Source organism: Brachybacterium sp. sponge (genome assembly GCF_001613775.1).
In the GTDB taxonomy this organism is placed as follows: Bacteria; Actinomycetota; Actinomycetes; order Actinomycetales; family Dermabacteraceae; genus Brachybacterium; species Brachybacterium conglomeratum.
In genome coordinates, this window is the sequence record NZ_LRMP01000002.1 from 153,465 (window position 1) to 168,860 (window position 15,396).

A 15,396-nucleotide genomic window follows, 5' to 3' on the forward strand; every position below is an offset into this window, starting at 1 on the left:
GGTCCCTCCCATGCAGAAGCGCTGGCAGTTCTATGCGAAGTCGGCTCCGGAGGGGCCGGCCGCCGTATAGCGCCACCGACCCTCTCCAGAGCCGACAAGGGCAGAGCATCCGCTCTGCCCTTCGCCATTCCCGGCGGGCTCTGCGGCAGCGGGTCCGCCCCCACCCGGAGGACAGGACCCATGACCCTTCTCGCCACCACCCCCGTCCAGGCCGACACCGACGTCGCCCCCGACCGCCACATCGCGGGCTTCACCGCGCTGCCCACCCCCGCAGAGCTCCGCGCCGAGATGCCGCTGACCGGCGTCTCCGCCGCCCAGGTCGCCGCGCACCGGGATCAGATCCGCGACGTGCTCACCGGCGCCGACGACCGGCTGCTGGTCGTCGTCGGCCCCTGCTCGATCCATGACCCGGAGGCGGGGCTCGACTACGCCCGACGTCTCGCGGACCTGCGCGCCGAGGTGCAGGACGACCTGCTGCTGGTGATGCGCACCTACTTCGAGAAGCCGCGCACCACCGTCGGCTGGAAGGGCCTGATCAACGACCCGCACCTGGACGGCTCCCACGACATCGCCGCGGGCCTGCGCACCGCCCGCGGCTTCCTCCGCGAGGTCACCGCGCTCGGCCTTCCCGCCGCCACCGAGTTCCTCGAGCCGATCAGCCCCCAGTACATCGCCGACCTCATCAGCTGGGGAGCGATCGGGGCGCGCACCACCGAGTCGCAGATCCACCGCCAGCTCGCCTCGGGACTGTCCATGCCGATCGGGTTCAAGAACGGCACCGACGGCGGGATCCAGGTCGCGCTCGACGCACTCAGTGCGGCCTCCGCCCCGCAGTCCTTCCTCGGGATCGGGGCCGACGGGAGGGCCGCGCTGGTCGCCACCACCGGCAACCCCGACCTCTCCCTCATCCTGCGCGGCGGGTCGGGCGGGCCGAACTTCGCCCCCGCCCAGGTCGCGGAGGCCGCGGGGCGGCTGGAGGCGGCCGGACTGCCGCAGCGCCTGATCATCGACGCCTCCCATGCCAACAGCGGCAAGGACCACGTGCGCCAGCGGGAGGTCGCGGGGCTGCTGGCCGAGCAGGTCGCGACAGGCGGCGCCGCGATCGCCGGGATCATGCTCGAGAGCAACCTGCTCGGCGGTGCGCAGAAGCTCGATCCCGAGGTCGGCCCCGTCGGGCTCGTCCGCGGCCGCTCGGTGACCGATGCCTGCATGGGCTGGGACGCGACCGAGGAGGCGCTGCGCGAGCTCGCCGCCGGGGCGCGCCGCCGACGGGGCTGAGCGACTCGGTCTCCCGGCCCGTCAGCCGCGGCGGTCCTCCGAACCCAGCCACTGTTCGAAGGTCATCTCGCCGATCCTCGCGGTCGCGGGGTCGCCGCGCAGCGACCCGGAGGCCAGTCCCCGCCTGTAGGTGCCGGGCAGGCGCAGCTCGAGCACGCGCCGGGAGATCCCGTCGTGCGCGTACTGGCGGCGGATCATCGCGGCGAGGGTGGTCTCCTCGGGCCCGATCAGGTCCGGGGCGCGCCGGGAGGGGCCGTCCTCCGCGAGATCCACCAGGTGGTGCCCGACCTCGTGGGCGGCGACCGGACGGGAGAGCATCCGCGGGGCGAGGGTGAGAGAGCCGAGGGTGGTCTGCGCGATGATCTGGCCGGCGAACTCGTGGAACTGGGCGGCGCGGGCGATGGTGTGCGGCAGCGCGGAGGCCTCGACCAGACGCTCCTGGGCGAGCTTGCCCGCGTAGTAGGCGGCATCGGCCGCCTCCAGTCCCACGATCGAGAGCACGATGTGGTGCCGGGTGCCTGCGCGCTCCTCCGCCCCGAGCAGGTTCCTGCTGGTGGCGGTGAAGAACTCGGTCGCCTTCCGGGCGTTCTGGGTGCTGATGTTCAGGGCGTCGATGACGACGTCGGCCCCCTCGAGCGCGGCGTCCAGCCCCTGCCCGGTGAGCACGTCGACGCCCTCGCGGCGGCTCAGCACCGCCGTGTCATGGCCGCGCTCGCGGGCGGCCTCGGTGATGCGTCGTCCGACCATGCCGGTGCCCCCGGCGATCGCGATCCTCATCCTGACCCTCTCCTCGGTCCCGGCGCTGCCGCCCACTCTTCCCCACCCGGCCCCGCTCGTCGAGGGGACCGAACCCCCGCGCGCACACTTCGGCGTCCTGTGCGTGACCTCAGACCGCCAGAGGCGCTGAGGTCACGCAGGGAGCGCAGAAGTGTGCACCGCCTCGCGCCGACCACTGCCCGGCAGCATCGCGGCGGGGAACATTCCCGTCAACGCCCGCGTTGCTCCCGGTCCGTCTCACCCCGCCCGCCGCGCCCCCCGAGGAGCTCCCATCACCGCCTCCACAGCGTTGCCCACCCTCTCCGCCCAGGCCGAGCACCTGATCGACCTGGACCTCCACACCCGTGCGGGTCTCTCGGCGGACGCGCTGCGCGAGTTCGCCGCCCGCGCCGGCGCCGATCGCACCGACGCGCTCCTCGCGATCGACCCCGCCCTCGCCCCGCCCTCGTCCCTCGCCCCGCTCATGCGACGCGGCGAGAAGCCGGGCTTCGTCGTCGAGGACATGACCGACGTCGACGCCTTCGCCCCGACCGGCGTCGACCTGCCCGACGCACCGCTCTATCTCGTCCAGGCCCCGGACCGCGGTGACGAGTTCGAGAACGCCTCCCCGGCCGAGGCGCTCGAGGCCATCACCGCCGCCGGCCGGAGCCCGCTGCTGCTCACCGAGGGGCTGCTGTGGGTGCTGCAGGTCCCCGAGGTCCTCGAGCGGAACCACTGCTTCATGACGATCGGCTCCCGGACCCGCACGGCGAGCGGCCGGCTCGACTCGCGCACCCCCGCGCTGTGGATCTCGGGCGGCACGGGCCGCGACGGGAAGGAGCGGAAGGACGCGCCGAAGCTCGGCTGGTGCTGGTGGAACAACCGCCACACCTGGCTCGGCATCGCCTCGGCGGGCGGACGCACGGCCGGCTGAAAGACGTGGACTCCGCCCGGTGCCGCGGATAGCCTCCGCCTCATGACCGACGACGAGACACCCACCTGGTGGCAGGAGCATCACGCCTTCCTGCAGGAGTGCGCCGAGGAGGGCGAGGTCGATGCCGGCCCGCCCTTCTCACCGCAGCTGCTCGACCTGCTCGCCGACGTGGAGCGCGCCTTCGAGGTGACGGGCGCGGACACCCCGCCCTGGCCAGACCCGCATCTCGGGCCCGACGGGCAGGACCTCCCCGTGCGCGAGGAGGAGTACAGCCGCTGCCTCGACCCCGGCAAGCACAGGATCCTCGCCGCGCGCGCCGAGGCCTGGGCCCAGGTGCTCGTCGCGAAGGGCTGGGCCGAGCGCGAGGAGATCGCGGACAGCGCTGCCCTGTCCTGGCTGACCGACCCGCTGGTCACCACTCACCGTGCGACGGTTCTGCGCCCGCACCGACCGGGCGCGCAGCCCCTGCTGCTGGCCCGCACCGCCCCCGACGGGCAGGACGGCGACCGTGATCTGGCCTCGGCCGACGCACTGCTGCCCGGGCTCGTCGTCGGTCTCGGCGACCCGCCGCTCCCGGTCGAGACGATCCCGGGCTGCGGCTGCGACGCCTGCGACTCCGGCTCCCGCGACCTGCTCGAGCAGCTGGACGAGGCGGTCCTCTCGATAGTCGACGGCTCCTTCGAGGTCGAGATCTCCCCGCACGGCCGGCGGGAGCGCACTTCCTTCCACGCGTCGTCGGGCTGGAGCGCCGATCAGCCCGCCGTGTCCGCCCACCTCATCGCCGGCCCCTGGGTCGAGGGCTGGACGCCGCGACCGATGGATCCGATGCTCGAGCCGGAGGACCGCGCATGAGCGCAGGAGGAGCGGAGGTCACCGTCCCCCTCGACGCCCTCGAGCTCCCGCCGCCCGGTCTCCACCGCCTGCACCGCAGCACCGTGCTGCCCGGTGCGGAGTTCGAGCGGGCCCGCGAGACGCTCCTGACCGGGGACCTGCACCGACGCGCCGGGCTGGAGGTCGCCGCGTCGCACACCCCGCTGCGCGAGGGCGCCGAGGTGCACCTCCGGATCGGCCTGGGACCGCTGCACCTCACTGCCCCCTGCCGCGTCCTGCGGGTGATCGACGAGCTGGACTGCGCCGGATTCGCCTATGGCACCCTCCCCGGCCATCCCGAGGCCGGCATCGAGCAGTTCCTGCTGACCCGCACCCCGACGGGCCTGGTGCGGCTCCACCTCGACGCGGTCTCCCGACCGGCGACCTGGTACGCGCGTCTCGGCGCGCCCGTGGCCCGGCTGGTCCAGTCCCGCGTCACGGAGCGGTACCTGCGCGCGCTGACCTGATCGCGGCCCGAGCTCCACCCGTCGGCCGGTGGCCTGCTCTAAGGTGGACCCACGCGCTCGACGAGGACGCGGAGGAGCCGGAGGCCGAGGGAGGTCGCTCGTCCCCGCACCACGGCGGACGCGCTTCCCCGCACCCGCCCCGAAGGACGACTCCTCGTGAACTCCCTGGTCCTCGCCATCGTGGGAGTCGGCATGATGATCGCCGGCTACCTGCTGTACTCGCGCTACCTCTCCAAGAAGGTGTACCGGCTCGACGCCGGCTTCCGCACCCCCGCCCATGAGCTGCAGGACGGGGTCGACTACGTCCCCACCAACAAGTTCGTGCTGTGGGGCCACCATTTCACCTCCGTCGCCGGCGCCTCGCCGATCGTCGGCCCCGCCGTCGCCGTGATCTGGGGCTGGGGCCCGGCCTTCCTCTGGGTCACCCTCGGCACCGTGTTCTTCGCGGGCATGCACGACCTCGGCGCGCTGTGGGCCTCGACCCGCAACCGCGGCCAGTCCATCGGCACCCTCGCCGCGAAATACATCGGCCGCCGCGGCAGCCGGCTGTTCCTCGTGGTGATCTTCCTGCTGCTGCTCATGGTGAACACCGTCTTCGCCGTGGTGATCTCCGGGCTGCTGGTCTCCACCCCGTCGGCCGTGCTCCCCACCTGGGGCGCGCTCGTGGTCGCGGTGCTGGTGGGGCAGGCGATCTACCGCCTGAAGTGGAGCCTGCCGATCGTGTCGGTGGTGGGGGTGGTCGCCCTGTACAGCCTGATCCTGCTCGGCGACCGGTTCCCCGTCGTGCTGCCGGAGGGCTTCCTCGGCATCGGCGCGGAGCCGTTCTGGATCCTGGTGCTGTTCGTCTACGCGGGCATCGCCTCGATGCTGCCGGTGTGGGTGCTGCTGCAGCCGCGCGACTACATCAACGGCCTGCAGCTGTTCGTCGGCCTTGCCCTGCTGTACGGCGCGGTGCTGATCTTCCGCCCGGAGGTCGTCGCCCCCATGGTCAACCGGGCCGTGCCCGAGGGGACCCCGGGCATGATGCCGCTGCTGTTCGTCACCGTCGCCTGCGGCGCGATCTCCGGATTCCACGGCATCGTCTCCTCCGGCACCTCCTCCAAGCAGCTGGACAAGGAGACCGACGCGCGGTTCGTGGGCTACTTCGGCGCGGTGGGCGAGGGCTTGCTGGCGCTCGGCGCGATCATCGCGACCACCGCCGGCTTCCGCACCCTCGCGGACTGGGAGGCGGTCTACTCCGCGTTCAACGAGGGCGGCGTCGAGGCGTTCGTCGCCGGCGGCGGCTCCATCCTGAACGCGGGCCTCGGCATCCCGACCTCCCTGTCCGCCACGATCCTCGCCACCATGGCGGTGCTCTTCGCCGCCACCACCATGGACACCGGGGTGCGCCTGCAGCGCTTCGTGGTCCAGGAGATCGGGCAGATCCTGGGCCTGCGGCTCGGCACCTTGGTCGCGACCGCGATCGTGCTCGTGGTGTGCCTGGCCCTCGCCTTCGGCGCCGGTTCCGGAGGAACCGGCGGCATGGTGATCTGGCCGCTGTTCGGCACCACCAACCAGATCCTCGCGGCGCTGACCCTCGCGATCCTCGCCGTGATGCTCACCCGCAAGCGCCGCCCGGTGCTGCCGGTCCTGCTGCCGCTGCTGTTCGTGCTCTTCGTGAGCGTGTTCGCGCTGCTGGTGCAGGTGGGGCAGTACGCGGCCGAGGGCAGCTGGCTGCTGCTGGTGCTCGACGTCATCATCCTCGTGGCCGCGGTGTGGGTGATCGTCGAGTCGGCGATCGCGCTGACCCGCGCGCGGACGGAGCCGCCCGAGGTCGAGGGCGCCGACGAGGAGCCGCTCGAGGACTCCTCGGCCCGATGACGGTCTCGTCCCGCCTGCGCGCCCTGGCCGAGGGGCTGCACGAGTTCTACGTCGGCCCCTACCGGCGCACCTTCGCCCGCGCGCAGCGGGACGAGGACGACCTGTTCCGCATGCTCGTGATGAGCGAGATGCTCGGCGTCCCCAACCCCGCCTCCTACTACACGGCCGAGCTGCTCCCGGTCCTCTACGACGGCTTCCACGACTGGCACCGCAGGATGGGGATGGAGCGCTCGCCCCTGGAGGAGTACCGATGCTGCTGAGCCTCGCGCAGTCCCGCCGCGTGCTCTTCCTCGGCGGGAAGGGCGGGGTCGGCAAGACGACCCTCGCCTCGGCGGTCGCCCTCGACGCCGCCCGGTCCGGCAGGCGCGTCCTCGTCATCTCGACCGACCCCGCCCACAACCTCGGCCATCTGTGGGAGCGGCGCATCGGCGACCGGGTCACGCCGCTGGCCGACGGGGCTGACGGGGGCTCCCTGCACGGCATCGAGATCGACCCCGACGCGACCACCGACCAGCACCTGCGCGACGTCGCCACCACCCTCAAGCGGCTCATGCCCCGCACCCTCCACGGCGAGGTCGACAAGCACATGGACCTCTCCCGCCGCTCCCCGGGCACCCACGAGGCGGCGGTGCTCGAGCGGATGACCGAGCTGGTCGAGCGGGGGCGGGAGGAGTTCGACCTGGTCGTCCTCGACACCGCCCCGAGCGGCCACACCGCCCGCCTCATGGCGCTGCCGGAGGTGATGACCGCCTGGACCGACGGGCTGCTCGCCCGGCGGGAGAAGTCCGCCCGGCTGGGCGCGGCACGGCGCGGACTGGAGCGGCGCGGACCCCGCCGACGCGTGGAGGGCGACCTCGGCGCCTCCGTGCTCGGCTCCACCGCGCCGCGGGACCCGCTCGAGGAGCGGGACGAGGAGATCCGTGCGATCCTGCTGCGCCGCCGCGACCGGCTCGCCGGACTGCGCGAGACCCTCACCGACCCCTCCGCGACCTCCTTCGCGATCGTGCTGGCCGCCGAGCGGCTGCCGGTGCTGGAGACGATCGAGCTGCACGAGGAGCTCACCCGGACCGGCGTCCACGTCGGCGCGCTCGTGGTGAACAAGCGCTCGCCCGCGGACCGCGGCGACTTCCTCGCCCGCCGCCGCGCGGTGGAGGAGGAGCATCTCGCCACCCTCCGCACCGCGCTGCCCGAGGTGCCGTGCCAGGAGGTCCCACTGGGGGAGGAGGACGTCGTCGGCCCCGCGGCGCTCGCCCGCTTCGCCGGGCTGCTCGACCCCGCGACCGCCGACGGCCCCGGGCCGCGTCGCGGCTAGACTCGCGGGACCCGCGCCGGCCGGCGCGAGGAGACGTGCCGAGGAGGACCGCCGCATGACCAGTGACGACGGCGGTCGGCCGCCGCGCGGCCCCGTGACCCTCGCGGACGTCGCCCGCGAGGCCGGCGTCTCGATCGCGACCGCGTCCTTCGTGCTCTCGGGCCGCGGCGGCCTGCGCTCGGCGGGCTCCGCCGAGACGAAGGCGAAGGTGCGCGCCGCCGCGGAGCAGCTCGGCTACGTCCCCAACCGTCACGCGCAGGCCATGCGCACCGGCCGCGGCGGCGGGATCGTGCTGGCGCTGGGCACGCTCGAGGACCCCTGGGGCGTGCAGCTCGCCACCCGGGTCCGCGACCGGGCCCTGGCGCACGAGCTGTCCACCCTGGTCCTCGCCGACGAGCGCTGGTACGAGTACCTCCTCGGCGCCTCCGCCGACGCCGCCCTCGTCACCAGCATCGACTTCGTGCCCGAGGGCCCCGAGCAGATGCGGCGCCTGGCCCGCTCGACCCAGACGGGGCTGGTGGCCTTCAGCGCGCAGATGGAGCCCGAGGGCTTCGACGTGGTCTCCTCCTCGCCGCTGCCCGCCATCGGCAGCGCCTACGCGCGGCTGCGCTCACGGCACGAGCGGGTGCACCTGCTCGCCCCGGAGGTCGACCGGCCCGGCGGCGTCCTCGCCCATCAGCGCACCCGTGCCTTCCTCGAGGCGGCCCGCGCCCACGGCGACGACGCCGAGGCGCTCGTGCGCGTCGTGCCCGAGGGCAGCCACGACACCTACCGTGCGGCGCTCGACTGGCTCGCGGGCCCGGACCGGCCAGGCAGTGTCGTCTGCTTCACCGGCTACCAGGCGGTGGCGCTGCAGCTCGCGGCCGAGCGGGCGGGCCTGTCGGTCCCGGACGACCTCGAGTTCGTCGCGATCGGCGACATCCCCGCCAGCTCGGAGTTCTTCGGCCCGATCAGCGTCTACGGCGTCGAGGACGTCTTCTCGCGGCTGGCCGGGATCCTGGTGGACCGGGCGGTGGACCGCACCGACCGGCCCGGGACCAAGCACGTCTTCGACTGGCGCTTCTTCCCCGGCACCACCACGGCCGACGACGCCTGAGCGGTCAGAGGGCCTGCGGCCGCCGCAGCGTCGTCGCGAGCAGCGCCGCGATCGAGCACATCACGCCGCCGGCGACGAAGGCCCAGGTCGCGCCCGAGGCCTGGGCGAGCTCGGGGCCCGCCCCGGACTCCGCCGCGACCGCCGCGCCGAGGGTCAGCAGCGCGATGAACACCGCGGTGCCGAGCGCCCCGGCGAGCTGCTGGAGGGTGTTGAGGATCGCGGAGCCGTGGCCGTACAGCTCCTTCGGCAGCGAGCCGAGGGACAGCGCCATCAGCGGCGTCATCACCATGGACATGCCGATCCCGAGCGGCACGTTCAGCGCGATGACCAGACCCTGGGTGGCGTCGCCGTCCAGCAGCAGCATCGACGCCCAGCTCACCAGTGCCATCAGCGCCGCACCGGGCAGCACCAGCGGCAGCGGGCCGACCCGGTCGTAGAGCGCGCCGACCAGCGGCCCCAGCAGCCCCGAGGCCGCCGCGCCGGGCAGCATCGTCAGCCCCACCGCGAGGGTCGACATGCCGAGCGCCCCGGTCATGTACAGCGGCAGCGCCACGACGGTGCCGAGCATCGTGGCGAAGCACAGCAGGATCACCAGCAGGGAGACCAGGTAGGTGCGCACGGTCAGCGGGCGCAGGTCCAGCAGCGGCTCCCGGCCCCGCGCGCGCATCCGCACCTGCCGCGCCGCGAACACCGCGAGGGAGAGCAGGCCCGCGGCGGCGGCGAGCAGCGGCACCAGGCGCGCATGCCCGTCGACGATCGCGCTGATCGAGGCGAGGGCGTAGATCACGCCGCCGAAGCCGATCGCGGAGAGCACCACGGAGAGCACGTCCAGGCGCACTGCGCGCGGCTCGGTGTAGTTGCGGATGAACAACAGCCCGATCACCAGCGCGACCACGATGATCGGCAGCATCATCACGAACAGGTAATGCCAGGATCCGCGGGCGAGGATGGCGCCGGAGATCGTCGGCCCGAGCGCGGGCGCCGCCGAGATCACCACGCCCACCAGACCCATCACCAGGCCGCGGGAGCGCAGCGGGACGAGCGCGAGGACGGTGGTCATCAGCAGCGGCAGCACCATCGCGGTGCCCGCCGCCTGGATCACGCGCGCCCCGAGCAGCACGGGGAAGCTCGGCGCGATGACGGCCAGCGCCGTCCCGGCGAGGAACAGCGCCATCGCCAGGAGGAACACCGAGCGCACCGACAGGCGCGTCATGAGGAAGCCGGTGGTCGGGATGACCACGGCCATGGTGAGCATGAAGCCGGTGGAGAGCCACTGCGCGGTCACGGCCGTGATCGACAGGTCCTCCATCAGCACCGGCAGCGCGACCGAGAGCAGCGTCTCGTTGAGGATCATGACGAAGGCGGAGACCACGAGCACGGCGATGATCGGCGTGACCCGGGTCGTCGCGGCGGGCGCGGGGGCGGAGGTCGAGGGGCCGGCGTCCACGGCGGGCAGCTCACCGGTCGGGGTGGGGGAGGGGGCGTGCATGGCAGGCGCGCTTTCGTCGAGTGCGGTCCGACGGGCCGGGACCGGGAGGCCACCCGTCGGAGGGGCGGCGGACGAGGTCCGGGCCCGCACCGATCGTCCCACGCGACCCCGCTTCTCGTCACCGTGATATCAGGGACAGGGAGGCGCCTGGGCAGGGACGATCAGGAGCCCCGGTGCTGCTGCCACCACAGCGCCGCCTGCACCCGGGAATCCAAGCCCAGCTTCATCAGCGCATGGGAGAGATGGGACTTCACGGTCGTGATCTCGACGAACAGCTCGCGGGCGATCTGCTGGTTCGTCAGCCCCTGCGCGACCAGCGCCAGCACGTCCTCCTCCCGCCCGGTGAGCGCGGGCTCCGGGGCGGTGGGCGCCGGGGAGGCGGGCGGGGCCTCGTCGGGGGCGCCGCCCTCCCGGCCCCGCAGCGCCGCGAGCACGGTGCGGGTCGCGGCCGCCGAGAGCACCGCGTCGCCGCGGTGCACGTCCCGCACCGCGGCGAGGATCCGCTGCGGGTCCTCGGACTTCACGAGATAGCCGTCGGCCCCCGCCGCGAGCGCGCCGAGCACGAACTCGTCGAGGTCGAAGCCGGAGATCACCAGCACGCTCGCCCCGGTCTCCCGCAGCCGCGGGGTGATCTCGATGCCGGTCGCCCCGGGCATCCGCACGTCGGTGAGCACCACGTCGGGGCCGTGGGCACGGGCGGCCTCGAGGGCGGCGGGCCCGTCGGCCGCCTCGGCCACCACGGTGATGTCCGGGGCGGAGCGCAGCAGCGCGACGAGCCCCGAGCGCACGGCGGGATGGTCCTCGGCGACGACCACCCGGATCGGGGCGGCGGGGGAGGACGACGGGCGGTCGGACGCCGCAGGGGAGGGGGACGGATCGGTCATCGCGGTGAGGCCTCCGTGGCGGTGAGGGTCGTGCCGGTCAGGGGCGGCTCGGCGGGCGGGTCGCCCGATGCGTCGAGCGGCAGCACCGCCTCCACGCGCCACCCCGGGGACCCGTCCGCGTCCGGGACCGGGCCCGTGCTCGCCGTCCCGCCGACCGCGAGCGCCCGGTGCGCGAGGGCCGCACGACCCATCCCGGCTCCCAGCGGCTCCTCACCGTCGCGGCCGTTGACCAGCTCGATCCGCACCGCGCCCTCCTGGATCCCCGCCGTGAGCCGGATCGGCGTCCGGCCGTGCCGCACCGCATTGGTCACCGCCTCCGCTCCGATCCGCAGCGCCGCGGCCTGCACCGCGGGCCCCACCCGGGCGGGATCGGTGAGCGCGGGCGCGATCTCGATCTCGGCCGACGGGTCCCGCGCCCGCAGCCGTGCGGCGAGGGAGGGCCAGTCCAGGGTGGCGCTCGGCAGGGTGCCGGTGCCCTCGTCGGCGAGCACCCCGATCATCGAGCGCAGATCGCGCAGCGCGGCCTGGGCGGAGGAGCGGGAGGCGGCCAGGGAACCCTCCCTCGCCTCGCGATCCTCGAGCGAGGCGGCGAGGGAGGAGTGGAGGGCGACGGCGCTGAGATGACCGGCGATGACGTCGTGCAGGTCGTGGGCGATCGAGCGACGCTCCGCCTCGACGGCCTGCGCGGCTCGGCTCTCGGCGAGCTCGTGCTCGAGGCCCGCCAGCCGCTCGGCGGCGCCGCGCGCCTCCCGGTGGTGGCGCACCTCCCAGCCCCACAGCAGCGGCGTGCTCGCCATCAGCCCCGCGATCATCGCCACGAGGAACACCGCCGGTCCCGGCAGGCCCCCGAGCAGCGAGGCGAGCATCGCGGCCGCCGCGGCGGCGATCGCGATCGCGGTGCAGGTGCGCGCCACGCGCCGAGTACCGTGCATGACCGGGACGAACAGCGCCTCGAACAGCAGGAAGTAGGCGGAGATCTGCCCGCCTCCGATGATCTCCGCGGTCGCGAGCGGCCCGGCGACGACGAAGGGCACCAGGGGGCGGCTGCGTCGCCAGCACAGGCTCGCGCAGGCCGCCAGCAGCAGCGCGACCGAGACCCCGCGGGACCACTGCGGGCCCTCGCCGAGGAAGCCCGTGTTCGACACCCCGGAGAGGGCCAGGCCGACGACGAGCGCCGCATAGATCCCCGCGGTCAGCAGGTCGCGCCGCGTGACCCGCGGCGCGCCGACGGCGGCGGGATCGGGGGCGGCGGAGGCGTCGGCGCGGACGTCGGCGGGCATGGTGCGAGCCTACGCGGCCGCGCCCGCCCGGCCCCGGGCCTCCGCCGGGTCTCCTCCCAAGGGAGGAGGACCGGCCCGCTCCCCGCCGCGCACGATGGATCCATGGACCAGCTCGCCTCCCTCGCCGGCCCGCTCGGGCTGGTGGTGCTCGCCCTCGTCGACTCGACCTCGATGGGCACCCTCGTCATCCCCCTCATCCTGCTCGTGGTGGGGGAGGGCGGGGCCCGCCGCGTCGCCGGGCGCACGCTGCTGTACCTCGCGGTGATCGGGGTGTTCTACCTGCTGCTCGGCGTGGCGCTGCTCGCCGGCCTGCTCCCGCTCATGGAGCGACTCGGCCACCTGCTCGCGGCCCCGCAGACCATGGTGCTGCTCGCCGCCGCCGGGGCGGCCCTGCTGTGGTGGTCCTTCCGCCTCGACCCGAAGGCGATCGCCAAGCGGGGCGGGGATCCGGAGGCGTCCGCGCGGCGATGGACCGCCCGCGCCCGCCGCGCCTCGGGACGGCCCTCCGCGCTGATCACCCTCGCCCTCGGCGCGGGCCTGATCGAGGCGGCCTCGATGATCCCCTATCTCGCGGCGCTCGGGATCATTGCGGACATGGGCATCGGCCTGCCCCGCGGGGCGCTCGTGCTCGTCGGCTACTGCGCGGTGATGATCCTGCCGGCCCTCCTGCTGTGCGGGGCGCGGGTGCTGTTGGGGGAGCGCGGCGACCGATTCCTCGAGCGGGTCCACGACCGGGCGATCCGCCACGCGAGCGGCGCCTTCTCCTGGACCGTGGGGATCATCGGGGTGATCCTGCTGCTGAACACCGCAGGTCCTGCGATCGGCTGGCTGAGCGGGGGCGCCATCGCCTGACATCGTGAGGGGTCTCTGCGACGAAGAACGGGACATCGCTGTGACCAGCGTGTACTCTGCTACCTCGTGGTCATTTCGGCCGCAATGCCCGTTTGGTGCGGAGGTGCATCCCGGTGGTCGCAGCGAACTACGACGGCGTCGCGCCCCCGGCCGCCGCGAGCCGGGGCGGAGGCGTCGTCCTGGCGCTCAGCAGCCTGGGTGATCCGTGGGGCGTCCAGCTCACCAGCCAGGTGCGCCAGGACGCCCTGTGCACGGGCCTGTCCACCCTGGTCCTCACCGACCCGCGCTGGTACGAGCACCTCCTCGGCGCCGAGGCCGACGCCGCGCTGCTCACCGCGATCGATCTCGAGCAGGACGGTCCGCGCCGCGTGCGCAGCCTCTCAGGCCGCACCCGCAGCGGCCTCGTCGCCTTCAGCGCGCAGATGGAGCCCGAGCGCTTCGACGTGGTCAGCTCCAGCCCCGTCCCCGCCGTGCACCACGCCTACGCCCGCCTCCGCGCCCGCCATGACCGCGTGCACTTCCTCGCCCCCGATCTGCGCTCCCGGCCCGGCGGCGTGCTCAGCGTGCCCCGCACCGCCGCCTTCGTCGACGCCGTCGCCGTCCACGACGACGGACCGGCCGAGCAGCGCGTGCGCCTGACCCCCGAGGGCACCCGCGGCACCTTCGAGATCGCCCTGGACTGGCTGAACGGCCCCGACCGCCCCTCCGCGGTCGTCTGCTACACCGGCTACCAGGCCGTCGCCCTCCGCCTCGCCGCGGAGCGGGCCGGGGTGGAGGTGCCCGAGGAGCTCGAGATCATCGCCATCGGCGACGTCCCCGCCGAGGCCGAGCTGCTCGGACCGATCAGCTACTACGGCGTCGACGACGTCTTCGCACGCCTGTCCGGGGTGGTCGTGGACCGCGCCGTCGAGCGCGGGGACCGCCCCGGCCGCCTGCACCGCTTCGACTGGGAGTACTTCCCCGGCACCACCACCCACGACGACGAGACGCCCAGGAGCCCCGATGAGCGCTGAGACCGCCCGCCCCGCACGCACCGACTGGACCCTGCCCGGCCTCGCGCTCGCCGACCTCACCCTCCCCGTCCCGCTGGACCACGCCGACCCCGCCGGGCCCCGGATCGAGCTCTTCGCCCGCCTCGTCACCCGGCCCGGCGGCGAGGACCTCCCCGTCCTCGTCTACCTCCAGGGCGGGCCCGGCTCCGAGGCGCCGAGGCCCCTGGACCCCGCCTCCCCGCCCTGGCTGCCGCGCGCCCTGCGCGAGCACCGCGTGCTCATGCTCGACCAGCGCGGCACCGGCCGCTCCACCCCCGTCGGCCCCGACGCCCCGCTGCCCGAGGGCGCGATCCCCGGCGCCCGCACCCTGCGCGAGGCGAGCCCCGACCAGCAGGCCCGCTACCTGGCCCGATTCCGCGCCGACGCGATCGTGGCCGACGCCGAGCTGCTGCGCGAGGCGCTGGGCCTTCCGCGCTGGTCGCTGCTGGGCCAGTCCTTCGGCGGGTTCACCACCCTGCGCTATCTCTCCGCCGCCGCCGGAAGCGTCGAGAAGGCCCTGTTCACGGGTGGGCTCCCCACCGTCGGCCCTCACATGGACCAGGTCTACCGGACCACCTGGGAGGGCATGGTCGCCCGCTCCGAGCGGTACTGGGCCCGCTTCCCCGGCGACCGCGACCGCTTCCGCCGCCTGGCCGACGCCGCCGCCGCAGGCCGGCTGCGCGCCCCGGGCGGGCGGCGCATCGGCGTCGAGTCCCTGCGCCGGCTCGGCCACCTGCTCGGGGCGTCCCAGGGCGCCGAGCGCCTCCACCTCCTGCTGGACCTCGACCCCGCCTCGCCGGCCTTCGCCCACGACCTCGCCGCGGCCCTGCCCTTCTCCGGCCGGAACCCGCTGTACGCCGTGATCCACGAGAGCTGCTGGGCCGACGGGGTCGCCACCCGCTGGGCCGCGGACCGCACCATGCCCGCCGCGGTCGCGGAGGACCCGACGCTCCTGGCCGGCGAGCACATCCACCGCGACCTGTTCGCCGAGGACCCCGAGCTCGCCGTCTGGGCCGAGGCCGCCGACCTCCTCGCCGCGCACGAGTGGCCCCGCCTCTACGACGAGCAGGCCCTGCGCGCCGCCGAGGTGCCCGGCGCCGCCGCCGTCTACTACGACGACGCCTACGTCCCGCGCGAGCACTCGATGACCACCGCCGCGCTCCTGCCCGGTGTGCGCACCTGGGTCACCAGCGAGTACGAGCACAACGGCCTGCGCGCGAGCGGCGAGGGCGTGCTCGACCACCTCCTCGACCTCGCCACGGGGCTCCGCGCCGCCTGACCTCCGCC

15 protein-coding genes are annotated in these 15,396 nt (G+C 74.4%); 11 read left to right on the forward strand and 4 right to left on the reverse strand.

The window, feature by feature from the left end; translation table 11 throughout:
• The first annotated feature begins 180 nt into the window (after positions 1-180).
• Positions 181-1,278 (forward strand): 3-deoxy-7-phosphoheptulonate synthase, encoded by a 1,098-nt coding sequence (locus tag A4A78_RS08740; RefSeq protein ID WP_062948389.1) that lies wholly within the window; start codon positions 181-183, stop codon positions 1,276-1,278.
• Positions 1,279-1,299: 21 nt separating this feature from the next.
• Here the strand turns inward: A4A78_RS08740 and A4A78_RS08745 are convergent, their stop codons facing one another.
• A complete protein-coding gene (locus A4A78_RS08745; RefSeq protein WP_062948391.1) occupies positions 1,300-2,055 on the reverse strand; it encodes an SDR family oxidoreductase in 756 nt (251 codons plus the stop codon).
• A 289-nt stretch (positions 2,056-2,344) separates the two neighbouring features.
• Between A4A78_RS08745 and A4A78_RS08750 the strand changes: the two genes are divergently transcribed.
• The 7 genes from A4A78_RS08750 (at position 2,345) to A4A78_RS08780 (ending at position 8,573) form a co-directional block, all read left to right on the forward strand.
• Entirely contained in the window at positions 2,345-2,968 is a 624-nt protein-coding gene (locus A4A78_RS08750) for a DUF5701 family protein (protein WP_231881000.1), read from the forward strand.
• A gap of 42 nt (positions 2,969-3,010) precedes the next feature.
• A complete protein-coding gene (locus tag A4A78_RS08755; RefSeq protein WP_062948393.1) occupies positions 3,011-3,820 on the forward strand; it encodes a DUF6226 family protein in 810 nt (269 codons plus the stop codon).
• Complete coding sequence (locus A4A78_RS08760) at positions 3,817-4,305, forward strand: DUF1990 family protein (RefSeq protein ID WP_062948395.1); 489 nt, start codon at positions 3,817-3,819, stop codon at positions 4,303-4,305. Before A4A78_RS08755 ends, A4A78_RS08760 begins: the two co-directional genes overlap by 4 nt.
• Positions 4,306-4,461: 156 nt before the next feature.
• Complete coding sequence (locus A4A78_RS08765) at positions 4,462-6,165, forward strand: carbon starvation protein A (RefSeq protein ID WP_062948397.1); 1,704 nt, start codon at positions 4,462-4,464, stop codon at positions 6,163-6,165.
• Positions 6,162-6,425: a cory-CC-star protein gene (locus A4A78_RS08770; RefSeq protein ID WP_062948399.1), complete on the forward strand. Its 264-nt coding sequence runs from the start codon at positions 6,162-6,164 to the stop codon at positions 6,423-6,425. Before A4A78_RS08765 ends, A4A78_RS08770 begins: the two co-directional genes overlap by 4 nt.
• Entirely contained in the window at positions 6,416-7,477 is a 1,062-nt protein-coding gene (locus tag A4A78_RS08775; protein ID WP_062948401.1) for an ArsA family ATPase, read from the forward strand. Before A4A78_RS08770 ends, A4A78_RS08775 begins: the two co-directional genes overlap by 10 nt.
• Before the next feature lie 55 nt (positions 7,478-7,532).
• The gene (locus A4A78_RS08780; RefSeq protein ID WP_062948403.1) at positions 7,533-8,573 is read left to right on the forward strand and encodes a LacI family DNA-binding transcriptional regulator; all 1,041 of its coding nucleotides are present in this window, start codon (positions 7,533-7,535) and stop codon (positions 8,571-8,573) included.
• A 4-nt stretch (positions 8,574-8,577) separates the two neighbouring features.
• On the opposite strand, the gene A4A78_RS08785 is transcribed toward A4A78_RS08780, so the two are convergent.
• The 3 genes from A4A78_RS08785 to A4A78_RS08795 form a co-directional block, all read right to left on the reverse strand.
• Positions 8,578-10,062: a DHA2 family efflux MFS transporter permease subunit gene (locus A4A78_RS08785; protein ID WP_062948405.1), complete on the reverse strand. Its 1,485-nt coding sequence runs from the start codon at positions 10,060-10,062 to the stop codon at positions 8,578-8,580.
• Positions 10,063-10,223: 161 nt separating this feature from the next.
• Positions 10,224-10,946: a response regulator transcription factor gene (locus tag A4A78_RS08790; RefSeq protein WP_062948407.1), complete on the reverse strand. Its 723-nt coding sequence runs from the start codon at positions 10,944-10,946 to the stop codon at positions 10,224-10,226.
• Positions 10,943-12,226, reverse strand: coding sequence for a sensor histidine kinase (locus A4A78_RS08795; protein ID WP_231881001.1), 1,284 nt, complete (start codon positions 12,224-12,226; stop codon positions 10,943-10,945). The genes A4A78_RS08790 and A4A78_RS08795 overlap by 4 nt, the downstream gene beginning before the upstream one ends.
• Before the next feature lie 102 nt (positions 12,227-12,328).
• Here A4A78_RS08795 and A4A78_RS08800 point away from each other — a divergent pair, with 102 nt between their 5' ends.
• The 3 genes from A4A78_RS08800 to A4A78_RS08810 all read left to right on the forward strand — a co-directional run bounded on the left by A4A78_RS08800 (position 12,329) and on the right by A4A78_RS08810 (position 15,388).
• The gene (locus tag A4A78_RS08800) at positions 12,329-13,078 is read left to right on the forward strand and encodes a GAP family protein (RefSeq protein ID WP_062948409.1); all 750 of its coding nucleotides are present in this window, start codon (positions 12,329-12,331) and stop codon (positions 13,076-13,078) included.
• A gap of 113 nt (positions 13,079-13,191) precedes the next feature.
• Positions 13,192-14,091 carry a substrate-binding domain-containing protein gene (locus A4A78_RS08805; protein WP_062948411.1) on the forward strand — a complete coding sequence of 300 codons (900 nt, stop codon included), beginning with the start codon at positions 13,192-13,194 and terminating at the stop codon, positions 14,089-14,091.
• Complete coding sequence (locus tag A4A78_RS08810) at positions 14,081-15,388, forward strand: alpha/beta fold hydrolase (RefSeq protein ID WP_062948413.1); 1,308 nt, start codon at positions 14,081-14,083, stop codon at positions 15,386-15,388. The genes A4A78_RS08805 and A4A78_RS08810 overlap by 11 nt, the downstream gene beginning before the upstream one ends.
• The last annotated feature ends 8 nt before the right edge of the window (positions 15,389-15,396 follow it).

Excerpts from the sequence above, each read along its gene's own strand:
- A4A78_RS08740 (WP_062948389.1), top strand. The coding sequence starts at position 181 with ATGACCCTTCTCGCCACCACCCCCGTCCAGGCCGACACCGACGTCGCC.
- A4A78_RS08745 (WP_062948391.1), bottom strand. The coding sequence starts at position 2,055 with ATGAGGATCGCGATCGCCGGGGGCACCGGCATGGTCGGACGACGCATC.
- A4A78_RS08755 (WP_062948393.1), top strand. The coding sequence starts at position 3,011 with ATGACCGACGACGAGACACCCACCTGGTGGCAGGAGCATCACGCCTTC.
- A4A78_RS08760 (WP_062948395.1), top strand. The coding sequence starts at position 3,817 with ATGAGCGCAGGAGGAGCGGAGGTCACCGTCCCCCTCGACGCCCTCGAG.
- A4A78_RS08770 (WP_062948399.1), top strand. The coding sequence starts at position 6,162 with ATGACGGTCTCGTCCCGCCTGCGCGCCCTGGCCGAGGGGCTGCACGAG.
- A4A78_RS08775 (WP_062948401.1), top strand. The coding sequence starts at position 6,416 with ATGCTGCTGAGCCTCGCGCAGTCCCGCCGCGTGCTCTTCCTCGGCGGG.
- A4A78_RS08780 (WP_062948403.1), top strand. The coding sequence starts at position 7,533 with ATGACCAGTGACGACGGCGGTCGGCCGCCGCGCGGCCCCGTGACCCTC.
- A4A78_RS08785 (WP_062948405.1), bottom strand. The coding sequence starts at position 10,062 with ATGCACGCCCCCTCCCCCACCCCGACCGGTGAGCTGCCCGCCGTGGAC.
- A4A78_RS08790 (WP_062948407.1), bottom strand. The coding sequence starts at position 10,946 with ATGACCGATCCGTCCCCCTCCCCTGCGGCGTCCGACCGCCCGTCGTCC.
- A4A78_RS08795 (WP_231881001.1), bottom strand. The coding sequence starts at position 12,226 with ATGCCCGCCGACGTCCGCGCCGACGCCTCCGCCGCCCCCGATCCCGCC.
- A4A78_RS08800 (WP_062948409.1), top strand. The coding sequence starts at position 12,329 with ATGGACCAGCTCGCCTCCCTCGCCGGCCCGCTCGGGCTGGTGGTGCTC.
- A4A78_RS08810 (WP_062948413.1), top strand. The coding sequence starts at position 14,081 with ATGAGCGCTGAGACCGCCCGCCCCGCACGCACCGACTGGACCCTGCCC.